The following is a 23013-nucleotide window of genomic DNA, read 5'->3' as shown; positions in this document are numbered from 1 at the left end:
GACCTGTAGCCTTTGGAATCTGGAAAGTAGCGTTTGGAGCTTCAAATTAAAAGCGCTGCTCCTTGCGGTCTAAGGGCGGTCTCCTTGCGGTCTAGTTGCGGTGTAGTTGCGGTGAAAGGGCGGTAGGCTTTTTTATAAAGAAAAACCCTACAAGCCACCCGTCGTATCCTGCAAGGTTTCAGTTGGCTATAGCCTAGGAAGGTTCGCAGGTGTTTTTTAAAAACCAAAGCGGAACGTAAAACCGAAAATTGTACCAAATCGCATTATAGGGCTTACTAAATATCTGTTATTAGTAGTCAACAAACCAATGCAAAACAAACCCATAATTTTCCTTGCGGTAAGAAAGGAGTCTGCTCTGTATTCTGTGCGGATTTCCTTTTCCAGAAAAAGCCAAGGGCAACGCAAACTTCAAGTAAAAATTTAGTGTTTTTAACGGTGTTATGGTTTCATACACAAAAATAATCTCACGGTAAAGAAACGTTTATATACAAAACCCTGCAGAGTTTTTAGCCTGCAGGGTTGTAATGATTTTTAAAGACCCAAATCTATTTGGTATCTCCTTTTCTTTTTGAGTACGGAGTTGGGATAGTTGTATTAGTATCTACCGTTTTAGTATCTGATACCTTCGTTGTGTTTGCAGGTTTTTGTAATTGAGTTTTATTACTGCTTTCTACACCATTTGTTCCAGTACCTTTTGAGGGTTGTTTTGCACTTTCGCTTAGGGTACTTGAAACGGAAGGTTTCATCCCATCTGTTTTAATAGCTTGCTGTACTTCAGCATTCTTCGCTTTAACTTTTAATGCCCCCGGACCTACAGGTAATCTTAGCCCTACGTGTTTTGAAACGATAGTACCGCTTGCATCTTTAGTATCTGCTCTGTTAGCAACAATTTGCCAGGAAAAAGGAACGTTACTGGTACCATTTTGAAGTTCTTTTACCGTAAAACCATCGGCAGATTTGTTAGTAACATAAACGCCATTGCAATCTCCTTCCAGGGTAACAAATACTTTTAAGGGATGTTCATTATCAATAAATAACGATTGTTTTAAAACAGGGTCTAATGGAATATACACCTGCCCATTTATCAGTTTACCAACGCCATAATCCTGAAATACAATTTCTGGTGCTTCTGGTGCAAACATAATTCTTGGTACATTTTTATCATCCTTTATAATAGTAGAAACAGATCCTGGTCCTACTATTTTAAAATCAGTTCCGGACAATCCAGTATTTGCTGTATTGTAACGCATACCCACATAAGCGTAAGATGTAGTAGTAGTAGCTGGACCTGTTCTTTCTGTACCCCCACTAAAATATCCTCCAAAATAACTATCCTGGTTCACAAAAACAGCCCCTCCATCATCATTAAAGCCAACATTATCGTATCCTGCAATTACAGCGGTCGCTCTAACACCATTGTTATTATTTAGCCCATTATTGGTAATATTATTATCCGTATCTAATATAAAAATACCTGCAGCATTTCCTAAATTTCCATTTATTTTGTCACCATTCCCAGCATACCCAAATACACCATTTTGGGTTCCACTACCAGCAACTCCCCCTCCATTTACGTTCGTTATGATGGAAGCAGTATTGTTATTCCCAACACCAACCACACCTGTTCCTGTACTCGTATTACCTAACGAAAAAGATCCTGCGGGACCATTTGCAGACATCCCTGAGCTATTTAAATAACTTCCGGATATACCCCCAGAAACAGTAAGTATTCCAGTTCCTGTCCCAAGGTTGGAAGCTCTTACTCCAATACCAGTATTCTGATCGGTAATTCCAAATACACCACTTCCGTTCGCCCCTTGATTCTGACCGTAAACTCCGTTTTGAGAATTTGCAACATCCCCCCTAATACCATTTCCAGTTCCCTGATTCCAGCCATACACAGCAGTTCCGCTAGAAGTGTTATACCCTCCTACTCCTATTCCCGCTCCATCATTTAACCCTCTTACACCTAGACCTCCTGCTGGGTTGTACCCTTCCACGCCAATACCGCCACCAGTGCTTAGTCCAGCAACTCCCCAACCAAGGTCAGCACTACCAAAAACACCAACTCCATTATTTGAAATATTTTCACCATATACACCTGCAGCTCCTACTCCAGAGGTATAACCATTTATAGCAAATTCATCAAGTGCTCCCTGTACAGTAAATCGATCTCCTGTATATGGAGCTCCAGTATTATTTAATATTACCTGTCCATTGGCAAGGAAACGCATTCTTTCCGCTCCAGTAGTAGACAAAGACAATGTATTTGCAGCATTTCTAAACATTCCAATATCCGGATCCGATGCCCAGGAATAAAAGGGTAGCGCTGCAGTGCCATTTGCAATAGCGTGAACCTGGTTAGCGTTCGGTATTCTAAATCGTTCGGTTGTGTTGGTTGAAAAACCTATCACATTAGCTGCTTGCTGAAACATTCCTGTTCCCACATTGGTATTCCAGGAATAGATAGGCGTAGCGGCATCTCCATTTGTAAAAGCACGAAGTCTTCCGCCATTGGCTTGTGTTGTTCCCGTACTTACTTCAAAACGGTTAAAAGAGTTTGATCTAAATCTTACCCCAATATTATCTGTAGTTCCTAAAAAATTATTAGTAGCATTTAATCCGGTATTTCCTGTCGTGGTCCAGTCACTGCTTGGTGTAGAAGCCGCAGCAAGACGCACCCATTGTCCGCCATCGTTATAATAATAACCCGGAGTAACATTATTGGGAGCAATCCCAGCAGTAGCGGTATTATACACTACCATCCCCTCCACATGCGCTGCCAAAGGTGCCACATTGTTAGTGGCAGACAGCGTCATTCTTGGCAAAAGCAATCCACCCGGTTCTGTAATGGTAGACGTTATATCCAGTTTTGAATTGGGGTTAGGAGTTATAGTTCCAATACCTACCTGTGCAAACGTATGGAAAGAAAAAAAAGATAAAACACATAAAAAAAAGATGGTTTCAAATTGAGAGGTGTAGTTGTTTTTCATAAAGATTATTTTTAAAAAGTAAAATTTATCGTACCAGATGGTATCATAACAATAATATGTAATTCGCATAAAAACAACAAATTATGTGCGATATACTTAGCCCTAGGCAGTGCCTGGCTACAAATACTTAATAAAATCGTTAAGGTGTTTTTTTGTTTCGATAAAACGACAATTTTCTGTAGGAAAATTCTTTGCCATAAGTAATGTTACGATAGTCTTTTAAAACTTTAACATTTCAATTTCATCAAAATGAGGGAAAATTGTTCCAAAAATAGATTTTTGGCAAAGTAAAATGATTTATCAGAAGGCTACCCTTTGATACTCAAATACATTCTAGAGGAAAGTAAAAATTGGAAGACAGAAAAGTAAAAAGTGGAAGATAGGATACAATTCAGTTATTAAAACGACTCCCAGGTAACCTTTAGCCCATCCTTCACAGAAAACAAAGGATCATAGCCTAAAAGGGTACGCGCTTTATTAATATTGGCTAAAGAATCTCGTACATCTCCTTGTCTATCGGGACCGTGGTTAGCCGCTAAGGTCTTCTTAGAAACGGCTTGTAAATCTTCCCAAAGCGTGTTCAAACTTATGCGTTCTCCGTAGGCTACATTAAATACCTCATTTACAGCTTTATCACTCGCAAACATAGCTTTTACATTCGCCTGTACTGCATTTTCTACAAAGGTGAAATCACGTGTTTGTCCGCCATCGCCATTAATGGTAGGTCCTTTGCCGTCTTTAAGGGCCTGCATAAATAAAGGGATAACGGCGGCATAAGCTCCTGTTGGGCTTTGGTTGGGACCAAATACATTAAAATAGCGCAACCCTATGGTTTGGGTCTGGTAGGTGGTATGGAACACATCGGCATACAATTCGTTTACCAATTTGGTCACCGCATAGGGCGATAAGGGCTTTCCAATAGTACCTTCTACTTTTGGTAAATTCTGGCTATCCCCATACGTGCTACTGCTCGCTGCATACACGAGGCGTTTTACCGTGTCGCTTTCTTTTTGCGCTACCAGCATATTCAAAAAGCCTGAAACATTTACATCGTTAGAAGTCACAGGATCGTTAATACTTCTTGGGACACTACCTAATGCAGCTTGGTGAGAAACATAATCAATTCCTTCCATGGCGCGTTTGCACATTTCCACATCGCGGATATCACCTTCCAATAATTCAAAAGCCGAATTTCCCTCAAAAGCCTTTAAATTCTCACGGAATCCCGTAGCAAAATTATCCAGTACCCGTACTTTCTTAGCGCCAAATTTCAGCAGATAAGTAACCAGATTAGAGCCTATAAATCCTGCCCCTCCAGTTACTAAAAAGGAATAATTTTCTAAAGATTCAGGATGATATTTTGTGTTGTACACGATGTAAATTTTATATTATTTTTTCTCAATCGGGGTAAAGTGAATAGTTAATTGTCAGTCTGAGCCTGTCGAAGACTATTCCATTAGCACTTCGATACTTCGACTGTGCTCAGCACAGGCCAGCTCAGTGTGACAATAATCCTAAAAACTCACACCTCACTACTCACACCTCTTACAAACATCCATCCACCTTCTCCTTAGGCAAAAACCCTTTCACATCAAACACTACAGACGGTGACGCCAAATGCTTCTCAAAGGCAAAATCTGTAAATTGGTTGTGTCCAACGGTTAATACCACGGCTTCGTAGTTTTCTTTTAGTTGCTCTGTAGAGGTAAGTAAGTGTAAACCAAACTCGTTGTACACTTCGGTAGCATTTGCCCACGGATCATACACATCTATATGGAGGTTGTACTTTCTTAATTCTTCAATTACATCTATCACTTTGCTGTTGCGGATATCCGGACAATTCTCTTTAAAGGTAATTCCCATTAACAGCACGTGACCGTTCTTCACCTTGCATTCTTTCTGGATCATTAATTTAATCACCTCTTGGGCAACATAATTCCCCATGCCATCATTCATACGTCTTCCTGCCAAAATTATCTCTGGATTATAGCCTTCTTCCTGTGCTTTCTGTGCCAGATAATAAGGGTCTACTCCTATACAATGTCCTCCTACTAAACCTGGGGTAAACTTTATAAAATTCCATTTGGTCGCTGCTGCCTCCAATACCGCATGGGTGTCTATATTCAGTAAACGGAAGATTTTAGACAGCTCATTTACAAAGGCAATGTTAATATCCCGTTGCGAATTCTCTATCACTTTGGCAGCTTCAGCCACTTTAATACTTGGAGCTAAGTGTGTTCCCGCCGTAATTACCGAAGCATACAAAGCATCTATCTCCTTGGCAATCTCAGGCGTAGAGCCGGAAGTCACTTTCAGGATCTGTGTTACGGTGTGTGTTTTATCTCCTGGGTTAATTCGTTCGGGAGAATAACCAGCATAGAAATCTGTATTAAACGTCATTCCAGACTGCTCCTCTAATATAGGCACACATATTTCTTCGGTCACACCAGGGTACACGGTAGATTCGTAGATTACAATATCCTCTTTTTTAAGCTGCTTCCCAATAGTTTCACTGGCTTTTACAAGTGGCGTCAACACAGGCTGGTTATACTTATTGGTAGGTGTAGGAACCGTGACAATATAAACGGTTGCAGTTTCCATAGCGGCAGCATCAGTAGTTACTGTTAACGAACCTGCTTCACTACCTTGTAGCACCTTTTGTAATTCTTCATCACTTATTTCCAGTGTATGGTCTGTCCCTTGATTTAGTTCTGCAATACGCGCTTCATTTATATCGAAACCTATCACCTTGTACTTTTCAGCAAAGGCAACAGCGAGTGGAAGGCCTACATAGCCCAATCCTATAATTGCAATAGTCGGTTTTTCTCTCATGGTATTCCTGTGAAGGCGGGAATCTCACCCCGCACTCTCAATTTAGTTTATATATCTTTTATTACTGCGGTACCAGTACTTGCTGTATTCAACCAAATACAGACTGAAACACATAGCCCACATCCCTTTTCAAACTCCAATGCTTCATATATAGTTTATTTAGCTTCACCTTATCGGGCCAAATCACTGTATCATTATACTCTAAAGGATTAGGCTGCTGTAATAACAGTACTTCTTCATCCTTATATTTCAAGGTGGCCGGCCCTGTAATTCCTGGCTTCAAATTTAAAATCATCCTATCATCTCCTTCCAACACATCTGCATATCCTGGCACATCGGGTCTTGGGCCTACCCAACTCATGTCACCTTTCAGCACATTAAGTAGTTGTGGCAGTTCATCTAATTTACTTCGTCGTAACCAGCTTCCAAAAGGGAATTCGCTGCTCTTAATTGCTACTATATCGGTATGTCCAACTCCTCTTAAGGTCCTTATTTTATATAGTCTAAAAGGTTTCCCAAACTGTCCTATACGTGTTTGTACAAACAATCCGTTAGCCTTCGTTACCAAGCTTGCAATAAGAATGAGCAAAAGTACAGGAATTATAACAAACGGAAGCAGTAACAAGGTAACTGTTAAGTCAAAAAAACGTTTACGATGTTGTTGCTTTCTGGTAAGCATGAAAAAGGGTATTTAAGTACCACTGTTTATTTTTTTCTGCGGAAGATGGTAAGAAAACGATGCAGATAGCCCGGCTGTTTTTCTTCTTCATGATAGCCATTCGCATATTTACCATAGCCCCCATACCCATAGCCGTACCCATAGCCATAGCCATAGCCATACCCGTATTTGGCTTTTTCCTGGTAGTAGTTCAGTACAAAACTAATATTCTTAACCTCTCCTTTTTTATACTTCTCGTTAATCATTGCCAACATCCGTTTGCGGGTATAATTTTGGCGCACCATATAGATAGTTGCATCGGCATACCTCAGCAATTCTAGGGAATCTGCCACTAAGCCCATAGGCGGGGTATCTAGGATAATATAATCGTATGTTTCTTTCAATTCTTCTATAAGCAGGTCCATACGCTCGCTTATCAATAATTCTGAAGGATTCGGTGGAATGGGTCCCGAGGTAATAATATCTAAGTTAGGAACTTTTGTTTGCTGAACAATATCGGTTACCGTGGCATCATTTACCAGGTAATTTACCACCCCGGTACTGTTGTTTATATTGAAATCGTCAAATATTTTAGGTTTCCGAAGATCAAGCCCAACCAATACAGTTTTCTTATTACTCAACGCAAATACCGAAGCTATGTTAATAGAAGTAAAAGTCTTCCCTTCTCCACTTACCGAAGAGGTAATAAGCACCGTTTTACACCCTTCAAGGCCCTGTTTCCTGTACAAAAACTGAAGTCCAGATCGCAATGCCCTAAACGCTTCTGCAATACCCGATTTAGGCTTTGTAAGCACAGCAAGATTTCCATCCATTCTGCTTTTACCTATTACTCCGAGGATCGGTATTTTTGAGTTGCGTTCCACATCGTTTAAGTGGTGTACTTTTGTATCAAAAAATACGCGCAAGAAAACAAACACAAATGGAATAATAAGCCCAAACAACAACGCCATTACATAATTCAATTGAGTATTGGGCCCTATCTTCCCACCTCCTGTATCCTTAGCCTCGTCAATTACCTGTACATCGCTCACATTGGCAGCTTTTACCAAATCTGCTTCTCCTTTTTTAGCTAAAAAAAGATTGTATACACGATCTGTTAAACTATACTGCCTTTCAATTTTAAGGAGGTCTTGTTGCTCTTTAGGCAGCTTTCGTATTTGAAATTCCAGGGAACCTAATTCCGTATTTATAAACTTAAGTTCCTGACTCTTTAGGCCTTTGGAAGAATTTATGTTTTCCAACAATACTTTTTTAACCGCATCAATCTGCCTATCTATATCCAGAAGAGGTGTAGCGCCTTCTTTATAAGAATACTCTAACGTATTCCTACGCTGTGCCAACTGTACTATTTGGGAAACACCGCCTGAAATACTAGCTTCATTGATTCCCGCTACGGAGGGAGCAGGCACTTCTCTATAATCAGTTCTGGTACGTAAATAGTCTTCCAGCGTGTTATAATAAGTTAACTCTCTATCTACACTTTCTTTCCGCACATCTAGTGCATTAAGCTTTCCATTTATTTCGGCACCCTCAGATGCCAAATTAAAGATGGCGTTTTTATCTTTAAACTCGTTCAATTCCTGTTCAACATCTTTGAGCTCCTTGCTTTTAACACCCAAACTACTATCAATAAATTTGATGGTCTTGGTAGCAAAGAGATTTTTCCGGTATAGCATATTATCACTGAGTACCTGAACAGATGCATTTAAATAATCTACTATACGTGCCTTGTTTTTACCAATAAGGCTCAGATTTAAAACAGAAGACCCTTGCGTAGCAGGGTTTATAGTGACTCCCATATAACCTTTTACAGTACTGTCAAAATTGGAGAAACTTAAGTAATATGGTTTATTAGGAATGACTTGAAGTTCCTCGTAAGGCAAAAATAGTGCGTTAAAATATGGAGTACTAACAGGAGTTCCTATTTGAAAGGACTGCTCGAAGATTCCAGAAGGCACAAAGCGTCGCACTTTCTTCTTTTCACTATCATAAATTTGAAAAAGCTTATTGCCTTCATCTAATAGCTCGGCAGACAAAGTAAAGTTAACTGAGTCTTTGAAAACAATTTTAAATTGTTGGTTTAATAGCTGAGGTTTTATGGTATCTACTTCAACCAGAAAAGGCGTTTGTTTATAAGCATCTACCAACTGATATTTGCCTTCTCTTTGATAATTTAAAAAATATTGTAACCGCTCTACTACCTTTTCGGTATGGGTACGAGAGCCAAGGGTTACCACAGCAGTATTTACCTTATCGGTAGTTCCTCCCCAGTTAAAGGTTAAGCTGGTGTTGGCAGTAAAAAAGGGGTTTTGATCGTCTTTAATGGTTACCAAAGTATCCATCTTATAGACTGGTAATTTCCGAACATTTACATAATAGGCAATCCCAAAAGCAATAGCCAAACAGATTAAGAACAAAGGCCAGTAACTTAAAAGCTTAAAGAGAAACCCCTTAAAATCGAAGTTTATCTGTACGTCGTTTATGTTAAAATCTTCACTCATTATAGCCTGGTAAATAATAGAACTGTCGTTACCAAAGCGGTAAATACGGTAAGAATAGTAGTAAAAGATTGTAAACCCGTTGTTCCTGTACCCAAAGCTTTTTGTGGCAATGGATTAATTAAAATAAGATCATTAGGCTGTATCCAATAGTAAGGTGAATTCATAGCGTCAATCTTTAAAAGATTGATATGATGCACCTTTTGTCCTGCCGGGTATTGCCGTATAATAATCACATCTTCCCTATCACCAGTTATAGTAATATCGCCACTATTGGCTATCGCTTCCATTATGGTAATGGCATCCCGGTAAATAATTCGGGAACCTGGCCCACCTATTTCACCATTTATAGTATATCGAATACCCGCCAGTTTTACTGTGATAAAAAGCTCGGCTTCCGGCTTAAAATATTCGTCTGTTAGTTGTTTTTCTATCTTTACTCGTATTTCATCAACAGTTAACCCCAAGACGGAGACTTCTCCCAGTTTAGGAATACGAATATTCCCATGTGGATCTACTACAAAACCATCATAATATAACTTTTCTTCCCCAGTTGCATTTGGGTTTGCATCGCTTGTAGGATTAAACGTACTAACAAACTCCGGGTCTAGCGCCTTTCCACGTATACTTAACAGGTCATTTACCTGCACTCTGTAAGGCTCTTGTTTTTTCTGAAGGGTATACAAACTATCCACCGAATTACCATCTTCTTGAAGATATATCAACTGTTTTGTAGAGATACACGAAGTAAACCCTAAGGTGATCACTAGTAGTAAAATCAGGTATTTACAGTTCATAGAGCAGGGTTGTAATGCAACAAATATAAAGCAACCTTCACAATAATGAAAGGTATTTTACGGGTTCTGCCTAAAAACACCTTATTTTGCAAAAAATTGTATACGTGAACTATCTTTCAGTAGAAAATATTGCAAAATCCTTTGGAGAGCGCATTCTCTTTTCAGGAATTTCCTTCGGAATTAACGAAGGGCAAAAAATAGGCTTTGTCGCCAAAAATGGAACAGGAAAAACCTCGTTACTCAATATGCTCTCTGGCGAAGATGTGCCAGACGAAGGCGAAATCGTCTTCCGTAAAAACCTTAAAACAGCCTTTCTCTCCCAGGAACCCAACCTAAACCCAGACCTTACCATAGAGGAAACCATCTTAGCGTCGGATAATCCCATCCTGCAAGTAATTGCCCGCTACGAAAAAGCACTAAAAAATCCAGAAGATACCGAAATCTACCAAGTAGCTTTCGATGCCATGGACGCCAACAATGCCTGGGATTTTGAAACACGTTACACCCAGATTCTTCACAAACTGAAACTGGAAGATCTTGAGATAAAAGTAAACAGCCTTTCTGGCGGACAAAAAAAGAGACTTGCCCTGGCTTCGGCATTGTTACAAAATCCGGATTTACTTATTATGGATGAACCCACCAACCACTTGGATCTGGAAATGATTGAATGGCTGGAACAACTTTTCGCCAAAGAGAATTTTACCATTTTTATGGTCACACACGACCGGTATTTCCTGGAACGTGTGTGTAACGAGATTGTTGAGCTGGACGAAGGACAACTCTACAGTTACAAAGGTAATTACAGCTACTACCTGGAAAAGCGTGACGCAAGAATAGAAACCCAAGCCACCGAAACTGGCAAAGCAAAACAACTCTACAAAAAAGAACTGGACTGGATGCGCCGTCAACCCAAGGCACGCACAACCAAAAGCAAAAGCCGCATAGACGACTTTACCGAAATAAAACAACGCGCCCACCAACGTCGTAACGACCACGAAGTACAGTTAGAACTTAACATGGAACGCCTGGGAACCAAAGTGGTAGAATTACATAAAGTCTCAAAAAGCTATGGAGATAAAGAGCTTTTTACCAACATTGAGTATAACTTCCAAAAAGGGGATCGTATAGGTATCATTGGTAAAAACGGAACGGGAAAATCTACCTTCCTCAATATGATCACAGGGCAAATACAACCCGATAAAGGGAAAGTAGTGATTGGAGAAACCATACAATTTGGCTACTACACCCAAAAAGGAATGGATATAAAACCCGGCCAAAAGGTAATAGAAGTGGTGCGCGAATTTGGGGATTACATTCCGTTAAAAAAAGGACGGCAAATATCGGCTGGACAACTACTGGAACGCTTCCTATTCGACCGAAAAAAACAATACGACTTTGTAGAAAAACTAAGTGGTGGTGAGAAAAAACGCTTGTATTTATGTACCATCCTTATTAAAAACCCTAATTTTTTAATCCTCGATGAGCCCACTAACGATCTGGATATTGTTACATTGAACGTATTAGAAAGTTTCCTGTTGGATTTTCCAGGATGCTTGCTCGTGGTATCTCACGACCGCTATTTTATGGATAAAATTGTGGATCATTTATTTGTCTTTAAAGGCGAGGGTGAGATTAAGGATTTCCCGGGTAATTATAGCGATTACAGAGCATATGAAGACAGTGTTCCCTCCGAAAGTGCTTCGGAGGCATCTTCCAAACCCAAAAACGACTGGAAAAAAGACCAGTCCAAACCACAACTTAGCTATAACGAACAAAAAGAACACGGAAGGCTTGTAAACGAAATTGCCAAACTAGAAAAAGAACGCGAAACCCTTCAAAACAAATTCGCAACCGAAAGCTGGAGCGGCGAAGAAATAGACAAACAATCCAAAATCCTGCAAGATATCATAGATAGCATTGAAGAAAAAGAAATGCGCTGGTTTGAATTAAGTGAGAAATTGGAAGGATAGCAGTAGTAGTAGTAGTAGTAGTAGTAGTAGTAGTAGTAGTAGTAGTAGTAGTAGCAGTAGTAGTAGCAGTAGCAGTAGCAGTAGCAGTAGCAGTAGCAGTAGCAGTAGCAGTAGCTAAAATTGTAAATTTTATGGCTTTTAAAATTCGTATATTAATAAACTTATTAAAAGATACTGCAGACTGCTACTGCCACTGAAGACTGAAAATGTATCACCAATTCAAATCATATCTCAACTTTCTTATCCGCGCTAGCAATCAGCACGGGGTGCACTCACCTTTTGTGTATAATTTAGTAACCAATTGTCTGTATGACAAAAAACAATATCCCGCCTACGCCACTTTAAAGGAGCATCGAAAAAAACTGTTTGCAGACACCTCAACCATTTCCATAACCGATTTTGGCGCAGGGTCTCGCGTGTTTAAAAGCAATAAACGTCCTGTGAACGCCATTGCAAAAAACGCGGGAATTTCAGTAAAACGACAACAATTGTTGTTTCGGTTGGTAACGTATTTTAAGCCCGAGACCATTTTGGAATTGGGAACTTCCCTGGGGATGGGAACTATAGCGATGGCACTGGGGGCACCTTTAGTTACTATAAATACAGTGGAAGGTTGCAAGACAACTTCGGCAATAGCGAACACCTATTTTGACGACTTCGGAATAAAAAATGTGACCATTAAAACGGAACCTTTTGAAACGTTCTTTCAGCAAACAATTTCAGAAGTATTCACCTTTGTATATATTGATGGAAATCATAGTAAGGAAGCGACACTTCATAATTTTTCAACCTTGCTGAAGTATGCCCACAACGATTCCGTTTTTATCTTTGACGATATTTACTGGAGCCCGGAAATGACCGAAGCCTGGCAGGAAATTATCGCCCACCCCAAAGTGACCGTAAGTATCGACACATTTCAATGGGGACTGGTTTTTTTCAGGAAAGAGCAGCCGAAGCAACATTTTAGCATCCGTTTGTAACAAGATGGATACCTTTGCGTCTTATGAACATCTATTTGTCACACTGAGCGCAGTCGAAGTGTTTTCATACTAACAATACTCAAATTACAGACACCATGAGCCTGGTAATTAAAATTAGAAACATTATCCGCGATTTCCCATTGGGGCAAGAAATTGTACACGTGTTAAAAGGGATTGACCTTGATATTGAAAAAGGGGACTATGTAGCATTAATGGGGCCTTCTGGTTCGGGAAAATCTACCTTAATGAACCTTTTAGGCTGTTTGGACACCCCAACTTCTGGTAGTTATGAACTAAATGGCACCGACGTAAGCAACCTAACTGACGACCAGCTTGCCGAAATACGAAACAAAGAAATAGGCTTCGTATTTCAAACCTTTAATCTGCTCCCAAGAACCACAGCCTTAGAAAATGTTGCCTTGCCTATGGTATATGCAGGAGCTTCCAAAGCCGAACGTACCAAACGTGCCGAGCAAGTCTTACACGATGTTGGTTTAGGAGATAGAATGGACCACAGACCCAACCAACTCTCTGGTGGCCAAAGACAACGTGTGGCCGTAGGAAGAGCCCTGGTAAACCATCCGTCTATTATTTTGGCAGATGAGCCTACGGGGAACCTGGACAGTAAAACTTCGGTTGAAATTATGAAATTGTTCCAAGAGATTCACGATGCAGGCAATACCGTAATCATAGTAACCCACGAAGAAGAAATCGCCGAGCACGCACATAGAGTCATTAGACTTAGAGACGGTGTGGTGGAGACAGATGTGAGGAACAGGTAGTAGTTTGGTAGACAGTAGAACGTTACTTCGTAACTTGTAGTCTACGGGCTGCTCTCGCTCGCCCTTACTTTGATTGCTCTATAGATTTGGCTTCGGTACATTTTGAAGCGATTGACAAACTTTATAGACATTAAGCTTTAACCGCTTCAAAACAAAAGAACAATTTGAATTCTTTCAAAATTGTATCGAAGGTTGTAATTTTACAATTATGCTAGCTATAAACTTCTACGACCCCTACATTGTTGTCTTTGGCCTTCTAATTCTGGCCGTGCTTGTATTTTATTGGAATAAAAAAAACACCAGCAAAAATCGAGATCGCCGGCAACGCAACTTTAAAAGCAGTTATGAGGAGCGCAAACGAGAGCGGGAGGAGAAAGAAAAGAAAGAATCTTAAAAATATTTACCTACACAAAGGCAGATGCTTCTGTACAATTTTATTAGTTGCCATGCTCATTAATTCAAAACCACTCAGCAACCTTTTAGCTGTAAACTAAAAATACTATGAAAATCTACACCAAAACTGGCGATAAAGGAACCACAGCACTTTTTGGCGGTACACGGGTTCCAAAACATCACATCCGTATTGAAAGCTATGGAACTGTGGACGAACTAAACAGTTATATCGGTTTAATTCGGGATCAAGAAATTGATCCCCGAAGCAAGGAGATACTTATTCACATACAAGACCGCCTATTTACAGTAGGGGCTATTTTGGCGACCGACCCTGAAAAAGCCACTCTTAAAAATGGCAAGGAACGGTTAAACATCCCTAAAATTTCAGAAGAGAACATTGTACTCTTGGAGACTGAAATGGACCAGATGAATGACGCTCTCCCGCAAATGACGCATTTTGTGCTACCTGGTGGTCATACTACCGTGTCATATTGTCACATTGCACGCTGTGTTTGCCGTCGTGCGGAACGTTTGGCAACGCTGTTACACGAACAACAACCAACAGACGAACGGGTTTTAATATACCTAAACCGACTTTCTGACTACCTATTTGTGCTGGCACGGAAGTTGTCTAAAGATTTGCAAGCAGACGAAGTAAAGTGGATTCCTGAGAAACTCTAGTTGAGTTTAGAGTTTAGAGTTTAGAGTTTAGAGTTTAGAGTTTAGAGTTTAGAGTTTAGAGTTTAGAGTTTAGAAGTAAAATAATCACTTCAGTAAACAACCAACTAAGTACCAAATTTACCTTACAACCAATTCACTCACTATCAACTACTTACAAACGTTCTTAGAAATAGTTCACAAATAATTGCTTTTTTCCTTGAGTATTTGGTCTAAAAAATTATTTTTGCACAAAATTAAAATACAACGTACTATGTACTGGACTTTAGAATTAGCATCTTATTTAAGTGATGCGCCCTGGCCGGCAACAAAAGACGAGCTAATAGATTATGCTATTAGAACGGGAGCCCCATTAGAAGTTGTTGAAAACCTTCAAGCTATTGAAGACGAAGGTGACAGCTACGACTCTATCGAAGAAATTTGGCCAGATTATCCCACAGACGATGATTACCTGTGGAACGAAGATGAATATTAACACACTGCCTAGCAGTAACTAACATACTTAAAAAGTCTCAATACTATTGAGGCTTTTTTTATGGGCAAAACTGAGTGTACAAAACAGTTAAACCACTTGTAAATGTGGTTTTTTAACCGTTTTTTTGTATACGCTTTTAAGGAGAGAATTCTCTTTAAAACAGCCCCTTAAACCGAATTGAAATTATGGCATTTTTAGATAGCATATTAAAAGTATTTGTTGGAGATAAATCCAAAAAAGACATCGGCGATATACAGCCGTATGTAGATCAAATTAAAAAACACGAAGCATCCATTGCCGCACTTTCTATAGATGAGCTACGGGCTAAAAGTGATTTCTTCCGAGCTAAAATAAAAGAAGATCAAGCCGATATTCAAAAGCAGGTAGACGAACTACAGGCACAGGCAGATGTAGAAGAGGATATCGATAAGAAAGAAGACATCTACAACCAGATGGATGCGCTTAAAAAAGATCGCTACGAGGTAGAGAAAAAAACGCTGGACGAGATACTTCCCGAAGCTTTTGCCGTAGTAAAAGAAACTGCAAAACGCTTTAAGGAAAATAGCACCATAGAAGTTACCGCTTCATCTTTTGACCGGGAATTGTCTGGCACTAAAGACTACGTTACCCTACAAGGAGATAAAGCCATTTGGAAAAACTCTTGGGATGCTGCTGGAAAAGAAATTACCTGGGATATGTTGCATTATGATGTGCAACTTATTGGTGGTGTTGCCTTACATCAAGGAAAAGCAACAGAGATGCATACGGGAGAAGGTAAAACTCTTGTAGCCACGCTTCCAGTATATTTAAATGCCCTTGCTGGAAACGGCGTACACCTTGTTACCGTAAACGACTATCTCGCAAAACGTGATAGCGCCTGGATGGCACCAATTTTTGAATTCCACGGAATGACGGTAGATTGTATAGACTACCACCGTCCAAATAGCGACGCCCGTCGTAAAGCATATAATTCAGACATTACCTACGGAACCAATAACGAATTTGGATTTGATTACCTGCGTGATAATATGGCACATGCTCCGGGAGATCTCGTTCAACGCCCACACCACTTCGCCATTGTAGATGAGGTAGATAGTGTATTAATTGATGATGCACGTACCCCGCTAATTATTTCCGGCCCTGTTCCGGAAGGAGATCGCCACGAGTTTAACGAACTAAAACCGAAAATTAACGACATCGTAAACGTTCAGAAAAAGATGTTGACAGGCGTACTAGCCGAAGCAAAAAAACTTATTGCTGAAGGAGACACCAAAGAAGGAGGCTTTCAATTGTATAGAGTTTTTCGTGGACTTCCCAAAAACAAAGCATTGATTAAGTATTTATCTGAAGAAGGTGTAAAACAAATTCTTCAGAAAACCGAAAATCATTTTATGCAAGACAACAACCGCGAGATGCCAAAGGTAGATGCGGAACTGTATTTTGTAATTGACGAAAAAAATAACCAGATAGAACTTACCGATAAAGGTATTGATTACCTTTCTGGAGCAGACGACCCAGATTTCTTTGTGATGCCAGAAATAGGCACCGAAATCGCCAAGATTGAAAATAAAGGATTATCTCCCGAAGAAGAAGCAGCCGAAAAAGAAGGACTCTTCCGTGATTTTGGAGTGAAAAGTGAGCGTATCCATACTATGAGTCAGTTGTTGAAAGCCTACGCATTGTTCGAAAAAGACGATCAATATGTAGTGATGGAAAACAAGGTGATGATTGTAGACGAACAAACCGGACGTATTATGGACGGCCGGCGTTACAGTGACGGATTGCACCAGGCAATTGAAGCCAAAGAAGATGTAAAGATTGAAGCCATGACGCAAACCTTTGCTACCATTACGCTTCAGAATTACTTTAGAATGTACAACAAGCTGGCGGGTATGACAGGTACTGCCGTGACGGAAGCTGGCGAACTTTGGGAAATATACACATTGGATGTGGTAGAAATACCTACCAACCGCCCTATAGCCCGTGACGATCGTGAAGACAAAATTTATAAGACCAAGCGTGAAAAATACAATGCAGTAATCGACGAGGTAACCGAGCTGTCAAAAGCGGGTCGTCCTGTGTTAATTGGTACCACTTCAGTAGAGATTTCTGAATTATTGAGCCGTATGTTGAGTATTCGTAACATTCCACATAATGTATTAAATGCAAAACTCCATAAACGTGAAGCAGATATTGTTTCGGAAGCTGGAAATAGCGGGATGGTAACCATCGCCACCAACATGGCAGGTCGTGGTACCGATATTAAATTAAGTAAAGCGGTAAAAGACGCTGGAGGTCTAGCCATTATTGGTACAGAACGTCACGATAGCCGTCGTGTAGACAGACAATTACGTGGTCGTAGTGGTCGCCAGGGAGATCCGGGAAGTTCGCAGTTCTATGTTTCCTTAGAAGACAATTTAATGCGTCTCTTTGGAAGCGAACGAATCGCCAAAATGATGGACCGTATGGGCTTAAAAGAAGGCGAAGTGATTCAGCACAGTATGATTTCAAAATCTATTGAGCGTGCACAGAAAAAAGTGGAGGAGAATAACTTCGGAATTAGAAAGAGATTACTAGAATATGATGACGTAATGAACGCCCAACGTGAAGTGGTGTACAAACGTCGTTACAATGCATTGTTTGGGGAAAGACTTCGAGTAGATGTTGCCAATATGATTTATGACACAGCCGAAGTAATTACGGAAGGCAACAAATTGGCCCAGGACTATAAGAATTTTGAGTTTGAGCTTATCCGCTATTTCTCTATGAGTTCTCCTGTTACTCCAGAGGAATTTGAAGCAATGGCCGTACAACAAATTGCAGGAAAAGTATACAAAGCTGCTTTCCAGCATTACAAAGACAAGATGGCGCGTAATGCGGAAATGGCCTTCCCTGTTATTAGTAATGTATATGAAAATCACAAAGAACAATACCAGCGAATTTTAGTCCCTTTTACCGATGGTGTAAAAACTATTAACGTTGCAACAGATCTTGAAAAAGCGTATGAAAGTAAAGGAACACAACTGGTAAACGACTTTGAAAAGAACATCACCTTAGCCATTATAGACGATTCGTGGAAAACGCATTTACGTAAAATGGATGAGTTGAAACAATCGGTTCAGCTAGCAGTACACGAGCAAAAAGATCCTTTACTTATTTACAAATTCGAAGCTTTTGAATTGTTTAAAGGAATGATTGAAAAGGTAAATAAAGAGGTGATTTCATTCTTATTTAAAGGTGAACTTCCACAGGAAAATCAGCAACAAATTAGAGAAGCACGTCAAACGCGGCCAAAAGAAGAATTGAGCGAGCAGAAAGAAGAAATTCAAAATCTGGACGAACGTTCAGCAGAATCTAGAGCTGCAGGACAAACCCAACGCCAACAACCACAAATTACCGAAACCATTGTTCGCGATCAACCAAAAATTGGTCGTAATGATAAGGTGACCATTAAACACGTAATGAGCGGGGAAACTAAAGAAGTCAAGTACAAGCTAGCGATTCCTCTCATTACTAAAGGGGAATGGGTACTTACGGAGCACTAGTATATGGTTTATAAAACTAAAATTCCGATTGTTTTTTGAAAAACAATCGGAATTTTTTGGTATTAAATTTGTGGACATTAAATTAAAATACAATGCTATGAAAAAGATACTTTTAATTTGCACTACTGCCCTACTTTTTGCTTGCAGTAAAGATGATGCTTCTATCACCAATGAAGAAGTAGCGCTTTTTGTGAACCATTATAAAACTACTTCGGTAGTGAGCGGAACACAACTTTTAATTCAGGAAAACGATGCCATTGGCAGCGATACATTTCAGGGAACAGCCTTTATAAAGAATTTTAAATTTGAGCCTGGCTTTACCTATAACATCACTGCTAAAAAAGTTATCACTGAAAATGCAGGTACCGATGCAGCAACCATTTCGTATGAATTGGTTTCAATAGATGACCAAACCCAAGTTTCTCCACAAGCTACTTTTGAAATTCCCATTGCCCGTTTTATCAATGGTGTGGGCTATGTTTCATTTGTTAGAGGCACCTCCACCTTAGGCTTTATTTTAAGTCAGGAGATTACGGTTGCGTGTCAAAACTTATGCTCCCAACTAGAGCAAGTAACACCAAATCAAGAAGCCGCCACAGGTACCTTTACACACGGACCAGAAGGGACGTATGTGTTACAAGGTTTGTATTAAAATAGCACCCTAAAAAATTCACCGCATCTAAGAATTCAATTTCTTGATGCGGTTTTTTGTATCTTGTCAAAAGGAATCTATACAAAGCATGAAGGCACTAAAAATTGAATTAAAATGGGCATTTATTTTCACTATCACCACCTTGGCGTGGATGCTTTTTGAAAAAACCCTGGGATGGCACGAAGATAATATAGAAAACCACGAATGGTTAACACTGTTATTTCTTCCTTTTGGCATTTTAATGTATGTTTTAGTGATGCGCGAAAAGCGAAGACGCCATTACGATAAAAAAATGACTTGGTTTCAAGGATTCTTAACAGGAGCTAAAATGACTTTATTTGTGGCGTTGCTTTCTCCCATCGCACAATATATTACACACAATTATATCACGCCGGAATATTTTAACGACATCATTGAGTATTCGGTCACCAACGATATCATGACCCGCACGAAAGCTAATGACTATTTTAATATCACCAATTACATTTGGCAATCGGCCATTGGTGCTTTGGGTGGTGGATTGGTAGTTTCGGCAGTGGTTGCTATTTTCTTAAGGAGGAGCTAGATTTTAGGTACCTATTTTTCTCCGTTAACCCTTCATTAACCAAAGACACTTACTTTTCTAAATATATTCGCTGCATAACTTAAACTTTTTATGCGATGAAATATTTATTTACACTCTCTTTATTTTTGATAGGGATTTTTACAGCGGCACCTCAAGATTGCACCACTGCAGCCACGATTCCTTACACTGAAGATTTTAGTGCAGGAACTCCTGAATGTTGGGATTACGAAAACACAGACACCTCTAATCCTGTTTGGACGTATAACAATGCAGTAGACATTACAGGAAACGGCACTAACGACCCAGTTTTGGTTTTGATTCCTCCAAGTGTAGGGGTTACCCAGAAAAATGATTGGGCATTCACAAAAAAATTAGCCTTCACTGCAGGTACCGAATATTTAATTGAAGTAGATTACAATGCGTTCAATTTAGGAAATGCAACGGCTTCAGAAAATTTCGAGTTGGTGATAACAGATGCTCCAAGTTCAACCGCTACCTTTAATACGGTTATTGGAACCTATTCCGATTTTATTCAGCAAGGAGAATTTCCAGGATCGAACAACGGAAATGATATCAAAACACTAGCTTACACAGCTTCGGAAACCTTTACACCTGCAACTTCGGGTGATTTCTATGTAGCTATTCACGCTTTGGGAAGTAATGGTACTGAAGGTGGAGGTTTTTTTCTATTCAATACCTCTATCACGGAAAATGCACCAGGATGTACTGCAGCCAGCATCCCTTATTTTGAAGATTTTGGCGCCGGAGACCCACCGTGTTTTGTAATTGAAGACACAGATAATATTGCACCCGTATGGTCCTATAATAACAGTGTTGATATAGACGGTGACGGAACCAATGATCCCGTATACAGTAATATCTCTCCTGGAGTTCAGTTTTCTGAAAAAGACGACTGGGTATTTTCAAGAGCCGTACAATTAGAAGCAGGAACTACCTATTATTTCTCGTCACATTACAATGCAGTAGATTTAGGCAATGGAACCTCTATTGAAAATTTTGAACTATGGGTGCTGGATGCACAAAGTTCTACGGCTCCTTTCCAACAATTGTTAAATACCTATAACGACATATTCCAACAAGGAGAATTTCCAGGAAACAATACTGGAAACGATCTTGAAGCACAGGCTTATTTAGCTGAAGAAGGTTTTACACCCACCACATCTGGTGAATATTACTTAGGTGTACACGCTATTGACGCCACTGTAAACGGTGGTGCATTACTACTATTTGATGTAGGTGTCTCTGACGAACCATCAGAACCTTTGTGTATAGAACCAGCAATGTTACCTTATTCTGAAGACTTCAGTAATGGAACTCCAGAATGTTGGGCATATGAAAATACCGATACACAAGCTCCTGAATGGGCATTTAATGACAGTGTTGATATTGATGGCGACGGAACCGACGATCCAATAATGACTCTAATTCCAAACAATGTAAGTCAATTTGAAAAAGACGACTGGGCATTTACGAAAGCAATTTCTTTTGTTGGAGGAACAAACTATCGTATTGAAATAGATTACAATGCATTAAACCTAGGAAATATAATTGCTTCAGAAAACTTTGAATTGGTTATCACAGACGCACAAAATAGTGGCGCTATTGTCGAAACCCTAGCCACCTATTCAGATATTGTACAGCAAGGAGAATTTCCAGGAGCCAATAACGGCAACGATTTGGAAAGCATGGCTTACACGGCATCCGAACTATTTACACCCACTACAACAGGAGAATATTATGTTGCCATTCATGCCACTGGAGCAAGTGGTACAGATGCAGGAGCGTTTTTACTATTTGATGTAAATGTAAGTATAGATATAGTGCCTTCAGATGGCGGACTTATTATTTTGCCAACTACTGGTTTTGTTTCTACTGTAAACTACAATGGCTCCGCCGCTGCAGGCTATGATACCCAAACACACTTTTTATGGGACGAAACAACAGGTTTTGAAACTATTGGAGGTGTAGTACCCGCTCCAGGTATTGGAGGAAAAACAGGAATATCGGACAACGGACTTACCATTGGCGCAAGTTCACTTAACACCACTTCTGGACTAATCGAACTTAGTATGTACGATGTTGCTACACAAACCTGGACCCCACTAGGAGGTTTAGGAGGAGATGATGGACAGGAAGCAAGTTCTAGTCACGCCATTTCTGGTGATGCAAGTACTATTGTAGGTTTAGGTTATACTGCCGGTGACAATTTGCCACATGCCATACGTTGGACTGACGCTGAAGGGGTAATAGATCTTGGCTCTACAGTAGCAGGTGCTTATTCCAGAGCAAATGCGACTAATCTTGATGGAACCGTAGTAGGTGGCTGGCAAGATACCGCAACTGGATTTCGCCAAGGAGCTGTTTGGATAGATGGCGTACAACAAACTATAGAGACTGCAAATGGAGATCCAATTGGACCTATTGAAACTGTTTCTAACGATGGAGTTTGGGCCGCTGGTGAAGGTAACTTTGCTAACAATTTTCAAGCGTATCGCTGGAGTGAGGCTGCAGGTGTTGAGAGCATCGGACCTCCACTTTCTCCAGGGCATAGAGGTTTTACTTCTGGATTAAATGAAGACGGCTCTATTGCAGTAGGTGTTTACAGACCAAATGGGGTTCCAGCTATTTTTGGCCAGGGGTTTATCTGGACGGAAGCAACAGGCATCCAAAACTTAAATGACTACGCTACCTCTTTAGGGATTGATACACAAGGAGTAACTTTAGCATTCCCTTTAGACATCTCTGCAGATGGCTCTACCATTGTAGGATCAGGGAAAGACAGTAATAATAACACCGTAGGATTTGTCCTAAAATTAGCACCTACCGTTTTAGGTGTTGGAGAAGTCTCACAGGTTGATTCTAAAATCTCATTTTATCCTAACCCCGTAAAAGATGTGTTGAACATAGCATCAACTTCTTTGATGAAAAAAGCTGTTGTGTATTCAATTACCGGACAGGTAGTGTTACAAAAAGAACTTTCAAATACAAACAATACACTTACCCTTTCTGGATTAAATAGCGGTATTTATATTGTACAAGTAGAAACAGTTGATAACATCCAATCTTTTAAATTTATAAAAGAGTAACTATTTGAATTGCTAAAATTCAATTCTACCACAATTACAAACTCCCGAGCTTTCGCTTCGGGAGTTT

General features: G+C 39.9%; 16 protein-coding genes. 10 read left to right on the top strand and 6 right to left on the bottom strand.

Features of this window, described 5'->3' with window-relative positions:
• Positions 1 to 545: 545 nt before the first annotated feature.
• The 6 genes from ACQ2HF_RS08310 to ACQ2HF_RS08285 form a co-directional block, all read right to left on the bottom strand.
• Positions 546 to 2993: a hypothetical protein gene (locus ACQ2HF_RS08310; RefSeq protein WP_432409966.1), complete on the bottom strand. Its 2448-nt coding sequence runs from the start codon at positions 2991 to 2993 to the stop codon at positions 546 to 548.
• Positions 2994 to 3391: 398 nt separating this feature from the next.
• The gene (locus ACQ2HF_RS08305) at positions 3392 to 4366 is read right to left on the bottom strand and encodes an SDR family oxidoreductase (RefSeq protein WP_432409965.1); all 975 of its coding nucleotides are present in this window, start codon (positions 4364 to 4366) and stop codon (positions 3392 to 3394) included.
• Between the two features lie 172 nt (positions 4367 to 4538).
• A complete protein-coding gene (locus ACQ2HF_RS08300) occupies positions 4539 to 5825 on the bottom strand; it encodes a nucleotide sugar dehydrogenase (protein WP_432409964.1) in 1287 nt (428 codons plus the stop codon).
• Positions 5826 to 5913: 88 nt separating this feature from the next.
• Positions 5914 to 6504 carry a sugar transferase gene (locus ACQ2HF_RS08295; protein WP_432409963.1) on the bottom strand — a complete coding sequence of 197 codons (591 nt, stop codon included), beginning with the start codon at positions 6502 to 6504 and terminating at the stop codon, positions 5914 to 5916.
• A gap of 26 nt (positions 6505 to 6530) precedes the next feature.
• Positions 6531 to 9005, bottom strand: a complete 2475-nt coding sequence (locus ACQ2HF_RS08290) for a polysaccharide biosynthesis tyrosine autokinase (RefSeq protein WP_432409962.1) — start codon at positions 9003 to 9005, stop codon at positions 6531 to 6533.
• Positions 9005 to 9799: a polysaccharide biosynthesis/export family protein gene (locus ACQ2HF_RS08285; RefSeq protein WP_432409961.1), complete on the bottom strand. Its 795-nt coding sequence runs from the start codon at positions 9797 to 9799 to the stop codon at positions 9005 to 9007. Before ACQ2HF_RS08285 ends, ACQ2HF_RS08290 begins: the two co-directional genes overlap by 1 nt.
• Before the next feature lie 104 nt (positions 9800 to 9903).
• Between ACQ2HF_RS08285 and ACQ2HF_RS08280 the strand changes: the two genes are divergently transcribed.
• The 10 genes from ACQ2HF_RS08280 to ACQ2HF_RS08235 all read left to right on the top strand — a co-directional run bounded on the left by ACQ2HF_RS08280 (position 9904) and on the right by ACQ2HF_RS08235 (position 22946).
• Positions 9904 to 11769, top strand: coding sequence for an ABC-F family ATP-binding cassette domain-containing protein (locus ACQ2HF_RS08280; protein WP_432413070.1), 1866 nt, complete (start codon positions 9904 to 9906; stop codon positions 11767 to 11769).
• 206 nt (positions 11770 to 11975) lie between these two features.
• Positions 11976 to 12749, top strand: coding sequence for an O-methyltransferase (locus ACQ2HF_RS08275; protein WP_432409960.1), 774 nt, complete (start codon positions 11976 to 11978; stop codon positions 12747 to 12749).
• Positions 12750 to 12844: 95 nt separating this feature from the next.
• Positions 12845 to 13531, top strand: a complete 687-nt coding sequence (locus ACQ2HF_RS08270) for an ABC transporter ATP-binding protein (protein ID WP_432409959.1) — start codon at positions 12845 to 12847, stop codon at positions 13529 to 13531.
• 208 nt (positions 13532 to 13739) lie between these two features.
• Entirely contained in the window at positions 13740 to 13925 is a 186-nt protein-coding gene (locus tag ACQ2HF_RS08265) for a hypothetical protein (RefSeq protein ID WP_432409958.1), read from the top strand.
• A gap of 107 nt (positions 13926 to 14032) precedes the next feature.
• Positions 14033 to 14605: a cob(I)yrinic acid a,c-diamide adenosyltransferase gene (locus ACQ2HF_RS08260; RefSeq protein ID WP_432409957.1), complete on the top strand. Its 573-nt coding sequence runs from the start codon at positions 14033 to 14035 to the stop codon at positions 14603 to 14605.
• Between the two features lie 250 nt (positions 14606 to 14855).
• Positions 14856 to 15077 (top strand): DUF2795 domain-containing protein, encoded by a 222-nt coding sequence (locus tag ACQ2HF_RS08255; protein ID WP_013070580.1) that lies wholly within the window; start codon positions 14856 to 14858, stop codon positions 15075 to 15077.
• 185 nt (positions 15078 to 15262) lie between these two features.
• Positions 15263 to 18622, top strand: coding sequence for a preprotein translocase subunit SecA (gene secA / locus ACQ2HF_RS08250; protein WP_432409956.1), 3360 nt, complete (start codon positions 15263 to 15265; stop codon positions 18620 to 18622).
• Between the two features lie 97 nt (positions 18623 to 18719).
• Entirely contained in the window at positions 18720 to 19274 is a 555-nt protein-coding gene (locus ACQ2HF_RS08245) for a DUF4377 domain-containing protein (protein WP_432409955.1), read from the top strand.
• A gap of 88 nt (positions 19275 to 19362) precedes the next feature.
• Positions 19363 to 19839, top strand: coding sequence for a DUF4199 domain-containing protein (locus ACQ2HF_RS08240; protein ID WP_432409954.1), 477 nt, complete (start codon positions 19363 to 19365; stop codon positions 19837 to 19839).
• A gap of 95 nt (positions 19840 to 19934) precedes the next feature.
• On the top strand, positions 19935 to 22946 hold the full coding sequence (locus ACQ2HF_RS08235) for a T9SS type A sorting domain-containing protein (RefSeq protein WP_432409953.1): 3012 nt from the start codon (positions 19935 to 19937) through the stop codon (positions 22944 to 22946).
• Positions 22947 to 23013 lie beyond the last annotated feature (67 nt).

The organism is Rasiella sp. SM2506 (assembly GCF_050859505.1).
Classification (GTDB): domain Bacteria; phylum Bacteroidota; class Bacteroidia; order Flavobacteriales; family Flavobacteriaceae; genus Marinirhabdus.
The sequence above is the reverse complement of the archived record's forward strand: the minus strand, read 5'-3'. Positions and strand labels throughout refer to the sequence as shown.

Coding starts and splice junctions, on each gene's coding strand:
- ACQ2HF_RS08290 (WP_432409962.1), bottom strand. CDS start 9,005: ATGAGTGAAGATTTTAACATAAACGACGTACAGATAAACTTCGATTTT.
- ACQ2HF_RS08240 (WP_432409954.1), top strand. CDS start 19,363: ATGAAGGCACTAAAAATTGAATTAAAATGGGCATTTATTTTCACTATC.
- ACQ2HF_RS08265 (WP_432409958.1), top strand. CDS start 13,740: ATGCTAGCTATAAACTTCTACGACCCCTACATTGTTGTCTTTGGCCTT.
- ACQ2HF_RS08235 (WP_432409953.1), top strand. CDS start 19,935: ATGAAATATTTATTTACACTCTCTTTATTTTTGATAGGGATTTTTACA.
- secA (WP_432409956.1), top strand. CDS start 15,263: ATGGCATTTTTAGATAGCATATTAAAAGTATTTGTTGGAGATAAATCC.
- ACQ2HF_RS08310 (WP_432409966.1), bottom strand. CDS start 2,993: ATGAAAAACAACTACACCTCTCAATTTGAAACCATCTTTTTTTTATGT.
- ACQ2HF_RS08300 (WP_432409964.1), bottom strand. CDS start 5,825: ATGAGAGAAAAACCGACTATTGCAATTATAGGATTGGGCTATGTAGGC.
- ACQ2HF_RS08295 (WP_432409963.1), bottom strand. CDS start 6,504: ATGCTTACCAGAAAGCAACAACATCGTAAACGTTTTTTTGACTTAACA.
- ACQ2HF_RS08255 (WP_013070580.1), top strand. CDS start 14,856: ATGTACTGGACTTTAGAATTAGCATCTTATTTAAGTGATGCGCCCTGG.
- ACQ2HF_RS08275 (WP_432409960.1), top strand. CDS start 11,976: ATGTATCACCAATTCAAATCATATCTCAACTTTCTTATCCGCGCTAGC.
- ACQ2HF_RS08260 (WP_432409957.1), top strand. CDS start 14,033: ATGAAAATCTACACCAAAACTGGCGATAAAGGAACCACAGCACTTTTT.
- ACQ2HF_RS08245 (WP_432409955.1), top strand. CDS start 18,720: ATGAAAAAGATACTTTTAATTTGCACTACTGCCCTACTTTTTGCTTGC.
- ACQ2HF_RS08285 (WP_432409961.1), bottom strand. CDS start 9,799: ATGAACTGTAAATACCTGATTTTACTACTAGTGATCACCTTAGGGTTT.
- ACQ2HF_RS08270 (WP_432409959.1), top strand. CDS start 12,845: ATGAGCCTGGTAATTAAAATTAGAAACATTATCCGCGATTTCCCATTG.